Raw genomic sequence first — 18,800 nt, 5'->3', positions numbered from 1 at the left:
CGGGCGGGGGCTCCCCGCTGCACCCCGGAGACGACCCTTGGAGGTGGCATGACCCGGCTCGACCCCCAGCAGACCACCGGTCTGCCCGCCGATCTCCGCGAGGCGCTCACCCGCATCGCCTCCGCCGCCGGCGCCTGGTGCCCGGCGTTGGCCGCCGACGGCGAACGGGTGGCCTACGTCAGCGACCGCAGCGGCACCCCGCAGCTGGAGGTCGCGACGCTGGACCAGCGGACGACGCCGGCGGTCCTGTCCGGCCCCGGCCAGGAGGTCGTGTCGGTCGCCTGGTCCCCGGACGGGGAGTGGCTGGCCTACCTGGTCAGCCCCGGTGGCTCCATCCGCGCGCAGCTGTGGGCCGTGCGCCCCGACGGCACCGACCGGCGGCTGGTGCTCGGCCACCCCGGCGCCACCGTGTTCGCCGGCGGCTGGACCGCCCGCCCCGGCCACTACGCCTGCACCGTCGCCGAGGGGCCGGGCGCCGACGTGGTGCTGGTCGACGTCGTCACCGGGGAGCGCTCCACGGTGGCCAGCGGCGGGTTCCTGGCGCTGACCTCGATGTCGGCCGACGAGGGCCGGCTGCTGGTGCGCCGCGGCCCGCGCGGCTGGCGGCACGTCGTGCTGGTCGACGTCGCCTCCGGCGACCAGCGGCGGGTCATCCCGGCCGGGGCGCCCGGCGGGCGGCAGAGCGAGGACGGCCGGTTCGCCCCCGACGGCCGGTCGGTCTACCTGCGGGCCGCGCAGCCCGGCGTCCCCGGCGAGGACCGCACCGCGCTCGTCGTCGTCCCGCTCGACGCCGACGGCGTGCCCGGCGAGGCCCGGGTCGTCGTCCGCCGGCGGGACGCCGACCTGGACGGCTACGCGGTGCGCGGCGACGGCACCGTGCTCTGCGTCTGGACCGTCGACGGCGTCACCGAGGTCGACGTCCGCCGGGTGGACGACGGCACCCCGGTGCGGCGGGTAGACCTGCCCCTGCCGGTCATGCCCGGGTGGTCGCTGGCCGCCGACGGGCGGTCGCTGGTGGCCGAGCTGACCGGCCCGGCCGACCCAAGGGCGCTGCACGTCGTGGACCTCGTCGACGGCGGGGTCACCCGGCTGCCCAGTTCGCCGCGCCGGCCCGACCGCGAGCTGCTGGTCCGCCCGGTGCGGCACCACTACCGCGGCGCCGACGGCCTGGAGCTGGACGGCTGGCTGTACGTGCCCCCGGGCGTGCGCGGCCCGAACCGGACCGTCGTCAGCTTCCACGGCGGGCCCGAGGGCCAGGAGCGGCCGGCCTGGTCGCCGGTCGCGCAGGCGCTGGCCGCCACCGGGGTCACCGTGTTCGCGCCGAACGTCCGGGGCTCGGGCGGGCGGGGCGCGGCGTTCATGGGCATGGACGACGTCGCCGACCGCGAGGGCTCCTTCGCCGACGTCCCGGCCACCGTCGAGCACCTGGTCGCGGCGGGCATCGCCGCGCCGGGCCGGGTCGGGGCGCACGGCTGGTCCTACGGGGGCTACCTGACCCTGGTCGCGCTGACCCGCTGGCCCGACCTGTTCGCCGCCGGAGCGTCGCTGGCCGGGATGAGCGACCTGCGCACCTTCTTCGAGCGCACCGAGCCGTGGATGGCCGCGGCGTCGGTCACCGAGTACGGCGACCCGGTCACCGACCGGGAGATGCTGGCCACGATCAGCCCGATGACCGCCCTGGACTCCTTGCGCTCACCGGTCCTGCTGGCGCACGGTGACCGGGACACCAACGTCCCCGTCGAGGAGTCGGTCCAGGCCCACCGGGCGCTGACGGCCCTGGACAAGCCCGCCGAGCTGCTCCTGCTCGCGGGGGAGGGCCACACCGTCGTGGGCCGGGAGAACCTGGTGACGCTGACCGGGGCGATCGCGGAGTGGTTCGACCGCTGGCTGTGAGGTGGCGATGACCGGCACGACCGACCTGTTCGCGCACTACCGACCGCACCCCGCCGACGAGGCGGTGGCACCCGACGGCGGCGTCCGGCCGGGCTACCGCGCGGTCGTGCCGGCGCTGGAGGCGCTCGGCGGGGTGGGCCTGGCCGCCGCGGTGGGCGAGATGGGCCGTGAGCGGCGTGCCCGCGGCGTGGTCTTCGGCTCCTTCGTCGACGGTGAGCTGGTCGAGCACCCGTTCCCGGTCGACCCGCTGCCCCGGCTGCTGGCCGCTGAGGACTGGGACCACCTGTCCCGCGGCGTCGAGCAGCGCACCAGGGCGCTGAACGCCTTCCTCGCCGACGCCTACCGGCCCGCCGGCCGCCGGCGCGGCGACGGCCGGGACGCCGCACCCGAGGCGGTGCGCGCCGGGGTGCTCCCCGGCTGGCTGGTCACCCGCAGCCCCGGCTACCGCCCGGCGGCGGTGTCGCTGGCCTGGGCCGGCCAGCAGCGGGCCACCGTGGCCGGGCTGGACCTGCTGCGCACCGCCGACGGCTGGGTGGTCCTGGAGGACAACCTGCGGGTGCCCTCGGGCCTGGGCTACGCCATCGTCAACCGCGACAGCACCCGCGCCGCGCTGCCCGGTCTCTACGCCGACCGGGTGGGCCTGGCCGAGCCGGCCGAGGCGGTCGACGTGCTGCGCGCCGCGCTCGCCGACGCCGCACCCCCGGCCTGCGACGGCCCGCCGCAGCTGGCCCTGCTCACCGACGGCCGGGTCAACACGGCCTGGTTCGAGCACCGCCTGCTGGCCGAGGCGATGGGCATCCCGATCGCCACCCCCGACCGGCTGTGGGCCACGCCCGAGGGGGGCGTCGCGGTGGACGTCGAGGGCGAGCGGGTGCCGGTCGACGTGCTGTACCGGCGCTTCGACGACGACGACCTGGCCGCGCACCTGAACCCGGTGGGCACGCCGCTGGACGTGCTGCTCGGCGGCGCGGTGCGGGCCGGGCGGCTGGCGCTGGCCAACGTGCCGGGCAACGGGGTCGCCGACGACAAGGCCACCTACTGCCACGTGCCGGCGATGATCCGCTTCTACCTGGGGGAGGAGCCGGTGCTGGCCACCGTGCCGACCTGGGTGCTCGCCGACGCCGACGACCTCGCCGCCGTCCGCGGCCGGCTGGGGGAGCTGGTGGTCAAGCCGGTCGACGGCTACGGCGGGCAGGGCGTGGTGTTCGGGCCGACCTGCTCGGCCGAGGAGCTGGCCCGGCTGGGGGCCGAGGTCGACGCCGCCCCGCACCGCTTCGTCGCCCAGGAGCCGGTCGACTTCTCCACCCTGCCCACGCTGGTGGACGGCGTGGTCGTGCCCCGGCGGGCGGACCTGCGGGTGTTCGCCGTCGCCGGGTCGACCACCCGCGCGGTGCGCGCGCCGCTGACCCGGGTGGCCCTGGAGGAGGGCTCGCTGCTGGTCAACTCCAGCCGCGGCGGCGGGTCCAAGGACACCTGGCTCCTGCCGCCGGGCTGAGGCCGCGCCGGACGGTGATCAGGTGACCTGATCACCGTCCGGGCGCTCAGAGGCGCTCGACGACGTGGTCGATGCAGGCGGTCAGCGCGGAGACGTCGTCGGGGTCGACGGCGGGGAACATGCCCACCCGCAGCTGGTTGCGGCCCAGCTTGCGGTAGGGCTCGGTGTCCACGACGCCGTTGGCCCGCAGCGCCTTCGCGACCGCCGAGGCGTCCACGGACTCGTCGAAGTCGACGGTGCCGACGACGAAGGACCGGTGCGCCGGGTCGGTGACGAACGGCGTGGCGTGCTCGGAGGCCTCCGCCCAGCCGTAGAGCCGGGACGAGGACTCCTGCGTGCGGGCCACGGCGCCGGACAGCCCGCCCAGGCCGTTGAGCCAGTCGAGCTGGTCGGCCAGCAGGAACAGCGTCGCCACCGCGGGGGTGTTGTACGTCTGGTCCTTCGAGGAGTTGTCGACGGCGATCGACAGGTCCAGGAAGCCGGGCACCCAGCGGCCCGACGCCTTGATCTCGGCGACCCGTTCGAGCGCCTTCGGGCTCATCAGCGCGATCCAGATGCCGCCGTCGGCGGCGAAGCACTTCTGCGGCGCGAAGTAGTAGACGTCGGTCTGCAGCACGTCGACGGGCAGCCCGCCGGCGCCGGAGGTGGCGTCGACCAGGACCAGCGCGTCGTCGTCGGCACCCTCGGGACGGACGACGGGCGCCATCACGCCGGTCGAGGTCTCGTTGTGCGCCCAGCCGTAGGCGTCGACGCCGGCCACGGCCTCCGGCAGCGCCAGCGAGCCCGGGTCGGCCTTGCTGATCACCGGGTCGGCCAGGAACGGCGCCTCGGCGACCCCGGAGGCGAACTTCGCGGAGAACTCGCCGTAGGTGCCGAAGGCGGCCCGGTCGCGGACCAGGCCGATGGTGGCGGCGTCCCAGAAGGCGGTGGTGCCGCCGTTGCCGAGCACCACCTGGTAGCCCTCGGGCAGGTCGAACAGGCTGGTCAGGCCCTCGCGGACCCGGCCGACCAGGTTCTTGACCGGGGCCTGCCGGTGCGAGGTGCCCATGAGCGCGGCGCCGTCGCGGGCGAGGGCGGCCACCGCCTCGGGGCGGACCTTGGAGGGTCCGCACCCGAAGCGGCCGTCGGCGGGCAGCAGCTCGGCGGGGATCTGGATGCTCATGGGGTCCTCGTCAGACGGGGGAGAGGATCGACTTGTCCTTGATGCTGTCCCAGCCCTCGACCTCCGAGGGCTTGCGGGTGTCGGGACCGACGTAGCGGGCCGACGGGCGGACCAGCCGGCCGGTCTCCTTCTGCTCCAGGATGTGCGCGCACCAGCCCGCGGTGCGGGCGCAGGTGAACATCGAGGTGAACATGTGGCTGGGCACCTCGGCGAAGTCGAGCACGATCGCGGCCCAGAACTCGACGTTGGTCTCGATCGGGCGGTCGGGACGGCGCTCGCGCAGCTCGGCCAGCGCGGCGTCCTCGAGGGCCTTGGCGGCCTCGAAGCGGGGCGCACCCAGCTCCTCGGCGGTGCGGCGCAGCACGCGGGCGCGGGGGTCCTCGGCCCGGTAGACCCGGTGCCCGAAGCCCATCAGGCGCTCCTTGCGGTCGAGCAGGTCCTTGACGTACTTCCGGGCGTCGCCGGAGGACTCCACGCCGTCGAGCATGTGCAGCACGCGGGAGGGCGCGCCGCCGTGCAGCGGGCCGCTCATCGCGCCGATGGCACCGGACAGGGAGGCCGCGACGTCGGCACCGGTGGAGGCGATGACGCGGGCGGTGAAGGTGGAGGCGTTCATGCCGTGCTCGGCGGCGGACACCCAGTAGGCGTCGACGGCGGCCACGTGCTTGGGGTCGGGCTCCCCGCGCCAGCGGACCATGAACCGCTCGACGATGGTCTTGGCCTCGTCGATGCGCTTCTGCGGGACGGCGGGGACGCCGATGCCGCGGGCGGACTGCGCCACGTAGGACAGCGCCATGACCGCGGCCCGGGCCAGCTCCTCGCGGGCCTCCTCGGCAGAGATGTCCAGCAGCGGGCGGTAGCCCCAGATCGGGGTCAGCATCGCCAGCGCGGCCTGCACGTCGACCCGGACGTCGCCGGTGTGCACCGGGATCGGGAACGGCTCGGCCGGGGGCAGGCCGCTGGGGCCGAACTTGCCGTCGACCAGCAGCGCCCAGACGTGGCCGAAGGTGACCTTGCCGACGAGGTCCTCGATGTCGACACCGCGGTAGCGCAGCGAGCCGCCGTCCTTGTCCGGCTCGGCGATGGTCGTCTCGAAGGCGACGACGCCCTCGAGTCCGGGAACGAAGTCGTCGGCCATCCTGCATGCTCCTCTGCGCGCGGGACCCGTGCCCGAGGTGTCGGCGCACGGCTGTGGCAGAACATAGGTCAACGCCCCGGGCGCGCCCCAACCGGACCGTCCCGGCCAGCGGGAGGTGCGACGGGCATCACACCAGGTCGCGGCTTGGTTGCGTGGTGGGAGCATGGGTCGGTGCCTGACCTGACGACGATGCGCCGCGACTACGACGAGGGCAGCTTCTCCGAGGACACCCTCGCCGACACCTGGCTGGCCCAGTTCCGTCGCTGGTTCGACGACGCCGTGGCCGCCGACCTGCCCGAGCCCAACGCCATGGTGCTGGCCACCGCCGACCCCGACGGCGCCCCCGACGCCCGCGTGGTGCTGCTCAAGGGCCTGTCCGAGCAGGGGTTCGTGTTCGTCACCAACGGCGCCTCGGCCAAGGGCGCGCAGCTCGCGCTGGACGACCGGGTGGCGCTGGTCTTCCCCTGGCACGCCCTGCAGCGCCAGGTCCGGGTCGTGGGGACCGCGGCCCGCCTGGACGACGCCGAGTCCGACGCGCTGTGGGACCCCCGCCCGCGCGGCGCGCAGCTGGCCGCCGCGGCCACCGTGCAGTCCTCCGTCGTCGAGGGCCGCGAGGACCTGGTGCGCGCGTTCCGCGAGCTGGACGAGCAGACCCCGGAGGGCGGGCTGGCCCGCCCGCCGTCCTGGGGCGCCTACCGGGTCCAGCCGCAGCGGGTGGAGTTCTGGCAGGGCGGCCACGACCGGCTGCACGACCGGCTCCGCTTCGAGCGCGACGACGCCGAGGGGGGCAGCTGGGTCGTCCGGCGCCTGGCCCCGTGAGCTCCCCCGTCGACGGGCCCGCTCCCGCGGAGGCACCGCCGCGCCGCCGCCGCGGCTGGGCGCTGGACACCCGGCCGTTGGCGATCCCGGCCTACCGGCGGCTGTTCGCCGGGGTGACGGTGACGATGCTGGGCCAGCAGATGACGCTGGTCGCCGTCCCGTTCCAGGTCTACGCCATCACCGGTTCGTCGTTCCTGGTCGGTGTCACCTCCGTGGTCGCGCTGGTGCCGCTGGTCGTGTTCGGCCTGCTCGGCGGGGCCATCGCCGACGCGATGGACCGGCGCAGGCTGATGCTCATCACCTCGATCGGCGCCGCGGTCACCAGTGCGCTGCTCGCCGTCCAGGCCGGTCTGGGCATGGACAACCTGGCCGTGCTGTGGGTGCTGACCGCCTTCGTGTCGGCGTTCTCCGCGGTCAACCAGCCCACCCGCAGCGCCGCCATCCCGGCGGTGGTGGGCACCGAGCTCGTGCCCGCGGCCAACGCACTGGCCATGACCGTGCGCCAGGTCGGGGTCATCGCCGGGCCGCTGCTGGCCGGCGTGCTGATCGGGCAGGGCGAGCTGTTCCTGACCTACGTCGTCGACGCGGTCGGCTTCGCCGCCGCCGTCTGGCTCGTGCGCGGCCTGCCGCCGCTGCCGGCGGCCGGGGCGGCCGACCGGGTGCGGGTCGGCGCCGCGGTGCGCGGGGTGCTGGACGGCTTCGTCTTCCTGCGCACCCAGCCGGTGCTGCTCATGACGTTCGTCGTCGACATCATCGCGATGCTGTTCGCCTGGCCGCAGGCGGTGTTCCCGCAGCTGGCGGCGACCGCCTTCAGCGGCGACGCGAACAGCCTGGGCTGGCTCTACGCCGGCATCTCGATCGGCTCGCTGGTCATGGGGCTGACGTCGGGCTGGGTGAGCCGGGTCGACCGGCAGGGCGCGGTGGTGCTGGCGGCGATCGCGGTGTGGGGCGTGGCCATCATCGGCTTCGGCCTGGCCGGCTCGCTGTGGTTCGCCGTGCTGTGCCTGGCCGTGGCCGGCGCCGGCGACATGGTCAGCGCCGTGCTGCGCAGCTCGATGCTGCAGCTGGCGGCCCCCGACGACATGCGCGGGCGCATGCAGGGCGTGTTCATCGTGGTGGTGGCCGGCGGGCCCCGGCTCGGTGACCTGCGCGCGGGCGCCCTGGCCAGCGCGTTCGGGGTGTCGGTGGCGATGTGGACCGGCGGGGTGGTCATCGTCGTCGCCATGGCGGTGGTCGCGGTCGCCGTCCCGTCGTTCTGGCTGTTCCGGGCCTCGCGGTCGGCGCGGACGATCTAGAGCCGGTTCGGGCGTGCGGGGCGCCCCGACCGGGCAGTGGGGGGCATGGCGCTCTCCCGGATCCTCGTCCTCGTGCTCGCCGGCGGTGCCGGTGGGCGGCTGGAGCTGCTCACCGAGCAGCGGGCCAAACCGGCCGTCCCCTTCGGCGGGGTGTACCGGCTGGTGGACTTCCCGCTGTCGAACTGCGAGCACTCCGGCATCGCCGACGTGTGGGTCGCGGTGCAGTTCCACCCCGCGTCGCTCTCGGAGCACCTGGCCAACGGCCGGCCCTGGGACCTGGACCGCACCACCGGCGGGCTGATGACCCTGCCGCCCTTCCGCGGCACCGACCGCGGCGGGTGGGCCACCGGCACCGCCGACGTGCTGTGGCGGCAGGCCGACCTCGTCCGCGAGCACGACCCGGACGCCCTCGTGGTGGTCAGCGCCGACGCGGTCTACCAGCTGGACTACCGCGCCGTCGCCGAGGAGCACCTGGGGTCCGGCGCCGAGGTCACCATGGTCACCACCGAGGTCGCCGCGGACGACGCCTCCCGCTACGGCATCGTGGTGACCGACGGGGAGCGGGTCACCGACTACGCCTACAAGCCCGACGAGCCGGCGACGACGACGGCCACGAACGAGGTCTTCGTCTTCAGCCCGCGGCCCACGCTGGACCGGCTCGAGGCGCTGGCCGCCGACGCCGGGGAGGACGGCCTGGCCGACCTCGGCGACGGTCTGCTGCCGGCGCAGACCGCCGACGGGCTGGCCCGCGCGCACCGGTTGCCGGGCTACTGGCGCGACGTCGGCACCGTGCCGGCCTACTGGCAGGCGCACATGGACGTGCTGGCCGCCGACCCGCCGATCGACCTGGAGGACCCGGCCTGGCCGGTGCACACCCGCGGTGGCCGGCACTCCGCGGCCCGGCTGCTGCCCGGCGCCTCCGTCGAGGGCTCGCTGGTCTCCGGGGGCACCCGGGTGGGCGGCACGGTGCACGGCTCGGTGCTCTCGCCGGGCGTGGTGGTCGAGGACGGCGCGACCGTGACCGACTCGGTGCTGCTGCCCGGCGTGCGGGTGCGGGCCGGCGCCCGGGTGCACCGGGCGGTGCTCGACGACGGCGTGGACGTCGGCCCGGGCGCGAGCGTCGGCGGCGACGGCGACGTGGCCCTGGTCGGCCGGCGGGCCCGGCTGGAGCCCGGTGCCGAGGTGGCCGCCGGGGCCCGGCACCCCGATCCGGAGTGAGACGGCTACGGTCCTGAACGACGCTCACGACCGCCTGGAGGGCGCGTGCTCGAGTTCGACGGACTGGTCAAGACCTACGGCGACAACCAGGTCCTGCAGGGGGTGTCCTTCGCCGTCGCGCCCGGGCAGATGTTCGGGTTCTGCGGCTCCAACGGCGCCGGCAAGACCACCACGATGCGGATCGCGATGGGCCTGGCCCGCGCCGACGCCGGCGAGGTGCGCTGGCGCGGCGCGCCGCTGGACGACGCCGGACGGCAGCGGATCGGCTACATGCCCGAGGAGCGCGGCCTCTACCCGAAGATGAAGGTCGCCGACCAGCTGACCTACTTCGCCCGGCTGCACGGCGCCTCGTCCGCCGACGCCGACCGCGCGGTGGCGGAGTGGACCGAGCGGCTGGGCCTGGCGGACAAGCGCGGCGAGCGGGTGGAGAAGCTGTCGCTGGGCAACCAGCAGCGGGTGCAGCTGGCCGCCGCGCTGGTCAGCGGACCCGAGGTGCTCATCCTCGACGAGCCGTTCTCCGGCCTGGACCCGGTCGGCGTCGACTCCCTCGCCGACGCCCTGGTCGAGCGTTGCCGGGCCGGCGTCCCCGTGGTGTTCTCCAGCCACCAGCTCGACCTGGTCGAGCGGCTGTGCGACGCGGTCGGCATCCTCGCCCGCGGCCGCATCGTCGCCAGCGGCACCGTCGGCGAGCTGCGGGCCCAGGAGGGCGGCCGGCAGCTGCGGGTCGTCGTCCCCGACGCCGACCCGGGCTGGGCGGCCGCCGTCCCCGGGGTGCGGGTGGTCAGCGAGCAGCGCGGCGACACCGTGCTCGAGCTCGACGTGGCCGCCGACGACCAGGCCGTGCTCGCCGCCGCGCTGCGGACCGGCCGGGTGACCCACTTCGCCCGGCGCGAACCCAGCCTGGTGGAGCTGTTCCGCGGGGCGGTGGCGGCGTGAGCGCGGCGGGTCAGGTCCGGCTCGTCGCGCGCCGGGAGATCACCACCCGGGTCCGGGACAAGGGCTTCATCATCAGCTCGCTGGTCATCGTGCTGCTCGTCGTCGGCGTGATGATCTTCCAGCTGGTCGCCGGCGGGCAGGGGTCGACGACCACGGTCGGCGTCGTCGGCGGCAACCCGTCGGTGCAGACCGCGCTGCAGCAGGCCGGCGAGGCCTCGGGCACGGCGGTCACCGTCACCGAGCTGCCCGACGAGGCGGCCGCCCGGCAGGCGGTCGAGGACGGCGACGTGGACGGCGCCGTCCTCGACCCGACCGGCGACTCCCCGCAGCTGCTGGTGGAGTCCTCGGGCAGCGTCGACGACGTCGTGCGCTCGGCGGTGGGTGCGCTGTCGGTGGGCGCGCAGCTGGCCGCGCAGGGCGTGGACCTGCAGCCCGCGCCGAACGTCGCGGTCACCGAGCTGGACCCGTCGGGGGACGACGACGGGCCCGCCGTGGTCGTGGCGCTGGTCGGCGTGGTGGTGCTCTACGGCCTGCTCATCCTGTTCGGCCAGTTCGTCGCGCAGGGCGTGGTGGAGGAGAAGTCCTCGCGGGTGGTCGAGCTGCTGCTGTCGACGATGAAGCCCTGGCAGCTGCTGGCCGGCAAGATCCTCGGCCTCGGCGTGCTCGGGCTGGCGCAGATGGTGCTCATCGCCGCCGTCGGCGTCACCGGCGCGCTGGCCCTCGGCGTGGTCAGCGTCCCCGGCCAGCTGATCGGCACCGTGCTCGTCGTGATCGGCTGGTTCCTGGTCGGCTACGCCTTCTACGCCTCGGTGTTCGCCGCCGCCGCGTCGCTGGTCAGCCGGCAGGAGGACCTCGGCAGCGTGCTGACCCCGACCACCCTGCTGCTGGTCGTCGGCTTCTTCATCTCCATCCAGGCGGGCTCGGACCCGGGCTCGGGCCTGGCCACGGTGACGTCGTTCGTCCCCGGGCTGACCCCGCTGGTCATGCCGGTGCGGATGGCCGCCGGCGACGTCCCGCTCTGGCAGGTGCTGCTCGCCGTGGCGATCATGGCCGTCGCCATCGCGCTGGTCGTGCGGATCGGTGGCCGGGTCTACGCCGGGGCCCTGCTGCGCACCGGCGGCAAGACCAAGCTCCGTGAGGCGCTGCGGGCCGAGCGCGCCTGACCTCCCCTCCTCCTCCCCGCCTGACCTGGGGGCGGTTGGGGGTCCCCTCCCCGGGGGTAGCGCGCGCGGCATGAGCATGCAGCTGGGCTACACGATGATGACGGAGCAGGCCGGCCCGAAGGAGCTGGTCTCGCACGTGGTCGGGGCCGAGGAGGTCGGCTTCGACTTCGCGGTCAGCAGCGACCACTTCTTCCCGTGGCTGGACTCGATGGGCCACGCGCCCAACGCATGGGTCACCCTCGGCGCGGCCGCGCAGGCGACCAGCCGCATCGACCTGATGACCTACGTGACCTGCCCGATCCTCCGCTACCGCCCGGCCGTGGTCGCCCAGCAGGCCGCCACCCTGCAGATCCTGGCCGACGGCCGGTTCACCCTCGGTCTGGGCGCCGGGGAGAACCTCAACGAGCACGTCATCGGCGAGGGCTGGCCCCCGGTCGCGGTGCGGCACGAGATGTTCGCCGAGGCCGTGCAGCTGATCAAGGAGCTGCTGGCCGGCGACGGCTACACCACCTTCCACGGCGACTACTTCGACGCCGACGGCGCCAAGATCTGGGACCTGCCCGAGGGTGGCGTGCCGATCGGCATCGCGGTGTCGGGCAAGCAGTCCTGCGAGCTCGCCGGCGAGTACGCCGACGTCATGATCGGTACCGAGCCCAAGCCCGAGCTCGGCGAGATGTTCGACGCCGCCGGCGGGGCGGGCAAGAACCGCGTGGGCCAGATGCCGATCAGCTTCGACCGGGACAAGGCCGCCGCGGTGACCCGTGCGCACGAGCTGTTCCGCTGGTTCGGCCTGGGCTGGAAGGTCAACGCCGACCTGCCCGGCACGGCGGGCTTCGAGGCCGCCAGCCAGTTCGTCCGCGAGGAGGACGTCGAGAGCTCCCTGCCGTGCGGGGACGACGTCGACGCGGTGATCGAGGCGGCGAAGGAGTACGCCGACGCCGGCTACACCCACCTGGCGCTGGTGCAGATCGGCGGCGACCAGCAGCAGCCCTACCTGGAGTGGACCAAGCAGGAGCTCATGCCGGCCTGGCGCGAGGCGTTCGCGTGATCGACCCGCGCACGAAGCACCCGGCCTCCTCGGCCATCCCCGGGTTGCAGGTCGAGCACCCCGGCGGCACCGGCGAGCTCACCCCGCGCCCGGACCACGGCGAGGAGTCCTACCGCGGTTCCGGTCGGCTGGAGGGGCGCCGGGCGCTCATCACCGGTGGCGACTCGGGCATCGGCCGGGCCGTCGCGATCGCCTACGCCCGGGAGGGCGCCGACGTCGCGATCTCCTACCTCTCCGAGGACGCCGACGCCGAGGAGACCGCCCGGCTCGTGCGGGAGGCCGGCCGCACCGCGCTGCTGCTCCCGGGTGACGTCGCCGACGAGTCGGTCGCCAAGGGCCTGGTCGCGCAGACCGTCGACGGGCTGGGCGGGCTGGACCTGCTGGTGCACAACGCCGCGTTCCAGAACGTGGTCGACGACGTCCTCGGCTTCTCCACCGAGCTGGTCGACCGCACGTTCCGCACCAACGTCTACGCGTTCCTGTGGCTGCTGCAGGCCGCCAAGCCCGAGCTGGCCCCGGGGTCGTCGGTCATCGTGACCAGCTCGGTGCAGGCGTTCACGCCCTCGCCGAACCTGGCTGCCTACGCCGCCACCAAGGCGGCGCTGGTCAACCTGACGAAGTCGATGGCCGACGAGTTCGCCCAGGTCGGGGTGCGGGTCAACTGCGTCGCCCCGGGACCGGTCTGGACGCCGCTGATCCCGGCGACCATGCCCGCCGACCAGGTCGAGGGCTTCGGGGAGCAGGCGCTGCTCGGCCGGGCCGCCCAGCCGGCGGAGCTGGCCGGGGCCTACGTGTACCTGGCGAGCGAGGACGCCAGCTTCACCGCCGGCGAGGTCATCGGGGTCACCGGCGGGTCGCCGATCAACTGACCCGGTAGGCCAGGGCGGTGTGGTCGAGGGAGCGCGGCAGCGCCGTCCCCTCGGCCACCCGCCGGCCGGCCGCCTGCTCGAGCCGGTGGCCCGCCGTCAGCACCGACAGCGCCACCCCGGTCGTGTAGAGCACCAGGTCGCGTCCCGGGCAGCGGGCCGGGCCGGCGCTGAAGGGCACCATCGACCACAGCGACGCGCTGGTGCCACCGGGGGCGTCGTCGTCGGCCCACAGCTGCGGCGCGAACCGGTCGGCGTCGGGCAGCAGTTCGTCGTCGCGGTGGGCCAGCGATGAGGTGATGACGAACGTCGTCCCGGCCGGGACCGTGCTGCCCGCCCAGGTGGTGTCCTGCGTCGACTCCCGCAGCACCGCCAGGGTGGTGGGCCACAGCCGCACCGACTCCAGCACCGTGGCGCGCAGCAGCGGCAGGTCCGGTGCCACCGGGTCCGCCCGGTCGACCTCCGAGGCCACGGCGGCCGCGTGGGCGGGGTGGCCGGCCAGCAGCGCCAGCGCCCGGAAGGTGGCGATGCCGGCGGCGTCCCAGGCGAACAGCCAGTGCGCGATCTGGTCGGCGACGTGCACGTCGGGGTCGGCGGGCAGCGCGGCCACGGTGGCGGCCAGGCTGCCGGGCTCGGCGGCCTGCACGTAGATATCCAGCCGGCGCAGCAGCTCGGCGCGGGCCGGGCCGTCGGTGCGCCGCAGGAATGCCCAGTTGGCCCGCGAGCGCAGCCGGCCCAGCAGGTCGGTGAGCGCCTCGTCGTCCCGGGCGGCGTCGCCGAGGGTGAGCCGGCGGACCACCCGCCACCACGCCGGGGCGAACGCCTCCCAGTCCCAGCGGCCCGCGGTGCGCAGCCCGGACAGCTCCTGCGCCGCGATCTGCGCGACCGAGGCGGCCTGGGCGTGCAGGGGGACGTCGAGCTGCAGCGCCGTCTCGTTCCAGGCGCGGCGGGCCGGGCGGTCCTCCGGCGGGCTGATCAGCACGCCCCGCGGCTGGAAGTGCTGCAGTGCGGCGCGCTTCTCGCGGGTGGCGGGGGAGAACGGGGTGGGTCCCTCGGCGAGCACCCGGCCGGCGTCGCGGGCCGACAGCACCAGCGCCAGGCTGCGGCCGGGGACGCGCAGCAGCAGGGGCCCGTCCCCGTGCCGGCGGCGGCTGGCCTGCAGGGCCCGCACCGCGCGGTCGTCGAGCTGCAGCCGGTCGGCCAGCCGGACCAGCGGCGGGCGCCGCAGGATGATGCCGCGGGCCAGCATCGGCGCCAGCGCGGCCCCGGTCAGCCGCAGCGTCTCGACCACGCCGGCCCGGGAGACGGGCGCGGGGGAGGTGGTCGCGGGGGGCTGGACGGCGTGGTCGTGGAGGGCGGTCACCCGCAGCCGCTACCCGCCCCCGCCGTATCCGGAACCATTCCGTACGCGCGGTCTCAGGCCAGCCGCAGCCCGGTGAGCGGGCCGCGGTAGACCCCGGCGGGCCGGCCGGTCACCCCGGGCCGGACGACGAAGAGCCGGCCGGCGTCCGGTGGGACGTCGGTGAGGCCCTGGGTGGACGTGCTGATGACCAGGTGGTCCAGCGACGGCCCGGCGAACGCGCAGCTGGAGGTGTTGACCGCGGTCACCCGCACGACCGCCACCAGCTCGCCGGCGGGGGAGTAGCGGCGCACCTGGCCCGCACCCCACAGCGCCACCCAGACGTGGTCCTCGTCGTCCATCGTGAGGCCGTCGGGCGGGCCGTCGTCGTCGGAGAGGTCCAGGAAGACCCGGGTGTCGCCGAAGGAGCCGGCGGCGACGTCGTAGTCGTAGGCCCGGATCTGCGCGGCACCGGAGTCGGCCAGGTACACCGTGCGGCTGTCGGCGGTCCACTCGATGCCGTTGCTGATGGTCAGGCCGGTGAGCACGGTGTGCACCGACCCGTCGAGGTCGACGCGGTACAGCGAGCCCGCGCCGGGCCGCTCGTCGAAGCCCATGGTGCCGCCGAACACCCGGCCGACGGGGTCGACCGCGCCGTCGTTCATCCGGGTGCCGGCGGCCGGGCCCTCGTCGGGCAGGTCCAGCAGCACGGTGGCCCCGCCGTCGGGGGACAGGTGGGTGAACCCGCCGTCCGCACCGAGCACCCACCCGCCGTCGGACGCCGGGACGACGAACCCCACCGTCGCGCCGCCCCGGTGCACTCCGACCTCGGCCACCACCCCGGCCGGGGACACCGTCGCGCGGCGCACCTGGCCGCGGTCGATGTCCACCCAGACCAGCTCGCGGCGGGCCGCGTCCCACGTCGGCCCCTCCCCGTGCACGGCCGGCTCGACGCCCTGGGCGGGGGTGGCGGTGAGGGTCAGCATCACCGGGTCCTCCCCGCGACACCGGACCGTCACACGTGCCCTGGACAATGCGCCCGTGTCCGAAGCAACCGTCGACGTCGCCGACCTCCGCCCCGCCGATCCCGAGGACCGGGCCGACGAGGCCCCGCTGCGCGAGGACATCCGGCTCCTGGGCCGGGTGCTGGGCGAGGTGGTGCGCGAGCAGGCCGGCGAGGAGGTGTTCGACCTCGTCGAGGAGGCCCGGGTCGAGGCCTTCCGCATCCGCCGCTCGGAGGTCGACCGCAGCGGCCTGGCCCAGATGCTCGCCGGCCTGGACGTCCGCACGGCCAACCACGTCATCCGCGCCTTCAGCCACTTCTCCCTGCTGGCCAACCTGGCCGAGGACGTGCACCACGAGCGTCGCCGCCGGTTCCACCGCCGCGAGGGCTCGCCGCCGCAGAAGGGCACCCTCGCCGCCAGCTTCGAGCTGCTCGACGCCGCCGACCTCGACCCGGCCGTCGTGCAGCGCGAGCTCGACGGCGCCCTCGTCGTCCCCGTGGTCACCGCGCACCCCACCGAGGTCCGCCGGCGCACGGTGTCGCGGGTGCAGCGCGAGGTCGCCGAGCTGATCCGCACCCGCGAGTCCGCCCCCGACGAGGCGCAGTGGTCGGCGCACCTGTGGCGCGAGGTGCTCACCCTCTGGCAGACCGCGCTGCTGCGGCTGTCGCGGCTGCGCCTCGAGGACGAGATCGACGAGGCGCTGCGCTACTACGACCTGTCGCTGTTCGCCGTCGTCCCGCAGATCAACGCCGACCTGCGCGCCGCGCTGCACCAGCGCTGGCCCGACGCCGACCTGCTGCCCACCCCGATGCTGCGCACCGGGTCCTGGATCGGCGGCGACCGCGACGGCAACCCGTTCGTCACCGCCGCCGCGGTCCGCCGGGCCACCACCCGCGCCGCGGAGACCGCGCTGAGCCACCACCTCGGCGAGCTGGTGGTGCTGGCCGAGGAGCTGTCGATGTCCGAGCGGCTGGTCCGCCCGACCGACGAGCTCGAGGCGCTGGCCGACGCCGCCCGCGACGACTCCCCGTTCCGGGCCGACGAGCCCTACCGCCGGGCGCTGCGCGGCATCTACCGGCGGCTGGCCGCCACCGCGCTCGGCGTCCTGGGGCACGTCCCCGGTCCGCTGCCGGACGTCGAGCTGGAGCCCTACGCCGAGCCCGCCGAGCTGATCGCCGACCTCGACGTGGTCGCGGCGTCGCTGCGCACGCACGGCGCCGGGGCGCTGGCCGACGACCGGCTGCGCCGGCTGCGCGACGCCGTCGAGGTGTTCGGGTTCCACCTGTCGGGGCTGGACATGCGGCAGAACTCCTCGGTGCACGAGGAGGTCCTCGCCGAGCTGTTCGCGTGGGCCGGGGTGTGCGAGGACTACGCCGCGCTCGACGAGACCGCCCGGCGCGAGCTGCTGACCGGCGAGCTGCGGCTGCGCCGTCCGCTCGTGGGCCCCGACGCGCAGCTGTCCGAGCTGGCCCGCGGCGAGCTGGACCTGCTGGCCGCCGCGGCCGAGCAGGTGCGCCGGCTGGGCCCGCGGGCGATCCCGAACTACGTGATCAGCATGTGCGAGTCGGTGTCGGACGTGCTGGAGGTCGCCGTCCTGCTCAAGGAGGTCGGCCTGGTCACGATCGGCGACGACGGCCTGCCGGCCTCGCCGATCATGATCGCCCCGCTGTTCGAGACCATCGGCGACCTGCAGGGCGGCGGGGAGACCCTCGCCGCGATGCTCGCCGAGCCGGTCTACCGCTCGATGGTGGACGGGCGGGGCGGCACGCAGGAGGTCATGCTCGGCTACTCCGACAGCAACAAGGACGGCGGTTACCTCGCCGCGAACTGGGCGCTGTACCGGGCGGAGCTGGCGCTGGTCGAGGTCGCCCGCACGGCCGGCGTGGAGCTGCGGCTGTTCCACGGCCGGGGCGGCACCGTCGGCCGGGGCGGTGGCCCCTCGTACGAGGCGATCCGGGCGCAGCCGCCCGGGTCGGTCGCCGGGCAGCTGCGGATCACCGAGCAGGGCGAGGTCATCGCCGCCAAGTACGCCGAGCCCGACCTGGCCCGGCGCAACCTCGAGGCGTTGGTCGCGGCGGTGCTGGAGAGCTCGCTGCTGTCGCTGGAGGGCCTGGGCGACGACGCCGAGGAGGTCTACGCGCTGTTCGACGACCTGGCCGGCCGGGCGGAGGCGGCCTACCGCGCGCTGGTGCACGACACCCCGGGGTTCGTGGAGTGGTTCCGCGCGGCCACCCCGATCCGGGAGCTGGCCGAGCTGAACATCGGCTCGCGCCCGCCGTCGCGCAAGGCCGGTGACAAGATCACCGACCTGCGGGCCATCCCGTGGGTGTTCAGCTGGTCGCAGGCCCGGATCATGCTGCCGGGCTGGTTCGGCACGGGGACGGCGCTGCAGTCCTGGATCGGTGAGGACCCGGAGCGGCTGGCCCACCTGCAGGACCTGCACGCGCGCTGGCCGTTCTTCCGCACCGTGCTGTCGAACATGGGCATGGTGCTGGCCAAGACCGACCTGGAGCTGGCCGCGCGCTACGCCGAGCTGGTGCCCGACGAGGACCTGCGGCACCGGGTGTTCGACGTCATCACCGCCGAGCACGAGCGCACCGTCGCCGTCCTGCTGGCCATCACCGGCGACGACCACCTGCTGGCCGACAACCCGTCGCTGGCCCGCTCGATCCGCAACCGGTTCCCCTACCTGGAGCCGCTGCACCACCTGCAGGTCGAGATGCTGCGCCGCCGCCGCGAGGGGGACGACGACGAGCTGGTCCGCCGCTGCATCCAGCTGACGATCAACGGTGTGGCGACCGCGCTGCGCAACTCCGGCTGAGGCCGCCTGGCGCAGCGTTGATCAGCGGAGGTGATCGAAGTCCGTCCTCCCGCGCCAGATCGGGTGCAGGAGGACGGACTTCGGTGCAGGGAGAGATCAGCGGCGGGTGCGGCGGACGACGACGGCCCAGGTGACCAGGTAGGCCAGGTACACCGCGGCGACCACCAGCGCCGCGGTGGGCAGCTGCCCGCCGGACGCCTGGAACCCCTCGACCGCGATGCTGGCCGAGGGGTAGGAGGCGGCGTCCGCACCGGTCCAGGAGGCCGCCTCGGCGCCGCCGAGCGGCCCGTACACCGCCGCGACCTCGAACGTCAGGAACAGGACGGTGACCGCGCCGAGGTGCCGCAGCCGGTCGGCGCGCACGGCGACCCGGGTCCGCGCAGCGACGACGGCCGTGGCTGCTGCCACCACCACCCCGTAGCCCAGGGCCAGGGTGGTGGCGAGCATCCGCGTGCCGGCCACGGCCGGCTCGAGCGACGCGTCGAAGACGACGGGCACGTACTGCGGCAGCGAGGTGGTCAGCAGCAGGCAGGTGAGGGCGTGCAGTGCGGCCGCCGCGATGAGCGCCACCGCGGTCACCGGCATCGGCTCGTCCTCCTGCAC

The 18,800-nt window shown here is 75.1% G+C and carries 15 protein-coding genes; 10 read left to right on the top strand and 5 right to left on the bottom strand.

The window, feature by feature from the left end; all coding sequences use genetic code 11:
• Nucleotides 1-48: 48 nt before the first annotated feature.
• Nucleotides 49-1,893 (top strand): S9 family peptidase, encoded by a 1,845-nt coding sequence (locus BLT39_RS01445; RefSeq protein ID WP_091057465.1) that lies wholly within the window; start codon nucleotides 49-51, stop codon nucleotides 1,891-1,893.
• Between the two features lie 7 nt (nucleotides 1,894-1,900).
• Nucleotides 1,901-3,388, top strand: coding sequence for a circularly permuted type 2 ATP-grasp protein (locus tag BLT39_RS01440; protein ID WP_091059168.1), 1,488 nt, complete (start codon nucleotides 1,901-1,903; stop codon nucleotides 3,386-3,388).
• A gap of 46 nt (nucleotides 3,389-3,434) precedes the next feature.
• Here BLT39_RS01440 and serC read toward each other — a convergent pair whose 3' ends face one another.
• Nucleotides 3,435-4,550, bottom strand: a complete 1,116-nt coding sequence (serC, locus tag BLT39_RS01435; RefSeq protein WP_091057462.1) for a phosphoserine transaminase — start codon at nucleotides 4,548-4,550, stop codon at nucleotides 3,435-3,437.
• A gap of 10 nt (nucleotides 4,551-4,560) precedes the next feature.
• The gene (locus BLT39_RS01430; RefSeq protein WP_091057458.1) at nucleotides 4,561-5,688 is read right to left on the bottom strand and encodes a citrate synthase 2; all 1,128 of its coding nucleotides are present in this window, start codon (nucleotides 5,686-5,688) and stop codon (nucleotides 4,561-4,563) included.
• A 171-nt stretch (nucleotides 5,689-5,859) separates the two neighbouring features.
• Here BLT39_RS01430 and pdxH point away from each other — a divergent pair, with 171 nt between their 5' ends.
• The 7 genes from pdxH (at nucleotide 5,860) to BLT39_RS22655 (ending at nucleotide 13,036) form a co-directional block, all read left to right on the top strand.
• The gene (pdxH, locus tag BLT39_RS01425; RefSeq protein ID WP_091057454.1) at nucleotides 5,860-6,507 is read left to right on the top strand and encodes a pyridoxamine 5'-phosphate oxidase; all 648 of its coding nucleotides are present in this window, start codon (nucleotides 5,860-5,862) and stop codon (nucleotides 6,505-6,507) included.
• On the top strand, nucleotides 6,504-7,802 hold the full coding sequence (locus tag BLT39_RS01420; RefSeq protein ID WP_091057449.1) for an MFS transporter: 1,299 nt from the start codon (nucleotides 6,504-6,506) through the stop codon (nucleotides 7,800-7,802). The genes pdxH and BLT39_RS01420 overlap by 4 nt, the downstream gene beginning before the upstream one ends.
• Before the next feature lie 45 nt (nucleotides 7,803-7,847).
• On the top strand, nucleotides 7,848-9,020 hold the full coding sequence (locus BLT39_RS01415) for a glucose-1-phosphate adenylyltransferase family protein (RefSeq protein WP_091059164.1): 1,173 nt from the start codon (nucleotides 7,848-7,850) through the stop codon (nucleotides 9,018-9,020).
• 45 nt (nucleotides 9,021-9,065) lie between these two features.
• Nucleotides 9,066-9,956: an ABC transporter ATP-binding protein gene (locus BLT39_RS01410; protein WP_091057445.1), complete on the top strand. Its 891-nt coding sequence runs from the start codon at nucleotides 9,066-9,068 to the stop codon at nucleotides 9,954-9,956.
• A complete protein-coding gene (locus BLT39_RS01405) occupies nucleotides 9,953-11,119 on the top strand; it encodes an ABC transporter permease (RefSeq protein ID WP_091057443.1) in 1,167 nt (388 codons plus the stop codon). Before BLT39_RS01410 ends, BLT39_RS01405 begins: the two co-directional genes overlap by 4 nt.
• Nucleotides 11,120-11,189: 70 nt before the next feature.
• Complete coding sequence (locus BLT39_RS22660) at nucleotides 11,190-12,167, top strand: TIGR03557 family F420-dependent LLM class oxidoreductase (protein ID WP_207507508.1); 978 nt, start codon at nucleotides 11,190-11,192, stop codon at nucleotides 12,165-12,167.
• A complete protein-coding gene (locus tag BLT39_RS22655) occupies nucleotides 12,164-13,036 on the top strand; it encodes an SDR family oxidoreductase (protein ID WP_091057440.1) in 873 nt (290 codons plus the stop codon). Before BLT39_RS22660 ends, BLT39_RS22655 begins: the two co-directional genes overlap by 4 nt.
• Here BLT39_RS22655 and BLT39_RS01390 read toward each other — a convergent pair.
• Both BLT39_RS01390 and BLT39_RS01385 read right to left on the bottom strand, forming a co-directional pair.
• Nucleotides 13,029-14,396, bottom strand: coding sequence for a cytochrome P450 (locus BLT39_RS01390; RefSeq protein WP_091057438.1), 1,368 nt, complete (start codon nucleotides 14,394-14,396; stop codon nucleotides 13,029-13,031). The genes BLT39_RS22655 and BLT39_RS01390 overlap by 8 nt on opposite strands.
• 53 nt (nucleotides 14,397-14,449) lie before the next feature.
• A complete protein-coding gene (locus tag BLT39_RS01385) occupies nucleotides 14,450-15,358 on the bottom strand; it encodes an SMP-30/gluconolactonase/LRE family protein (protein ID WP_091059159.1) in 909 nt (302 codons plus the stop codon).
• Between the two features lie 55 nt (nucleotides 15,359-15,413).
• On the opposite strand from BLT39_RS01385, the gene ppc reads away from it, so the two are divergent.
• Nucleotides 15,414-18,197: a phosphoenolpyruvate carboxylase gene (gene ppc / locus BLT39_RS01380; protein WP_091057435.1), complete on the top strand. Its 2,784-nt coding sequence runs from the start codon at nucleotides 15,414-15,416 to the stop codon at nucleotides 18,195-18,197.
• 96 nt (nucleotides 18,198-18,293) lie between these two features.
• Here ppc and BLT39_RS01375 read toward each other — a convergent pair whose 3' ends face one another.
• Entirely contained in the window at nucleotides 18,294-18,800 is a 507-nt protein-coding gene (locus BLT39_RS01375; protein ID WP_091057433.1) for a hypothetical protein, read from the bottom strand.

This window comes from Klenkia brasiliensis, from assembly GCF_900100695.1.
Taxonomy (GTDB): domain Bacteria; phylum Actinomycetota; class Actinomycetes; order Mycobacteriales; family Geodermatophilaceae; genus Klenkia; species Klenkia brasiliensis.
This window is presented reverse-complemented; position numbering and strand designations above follow the sequence as displayed.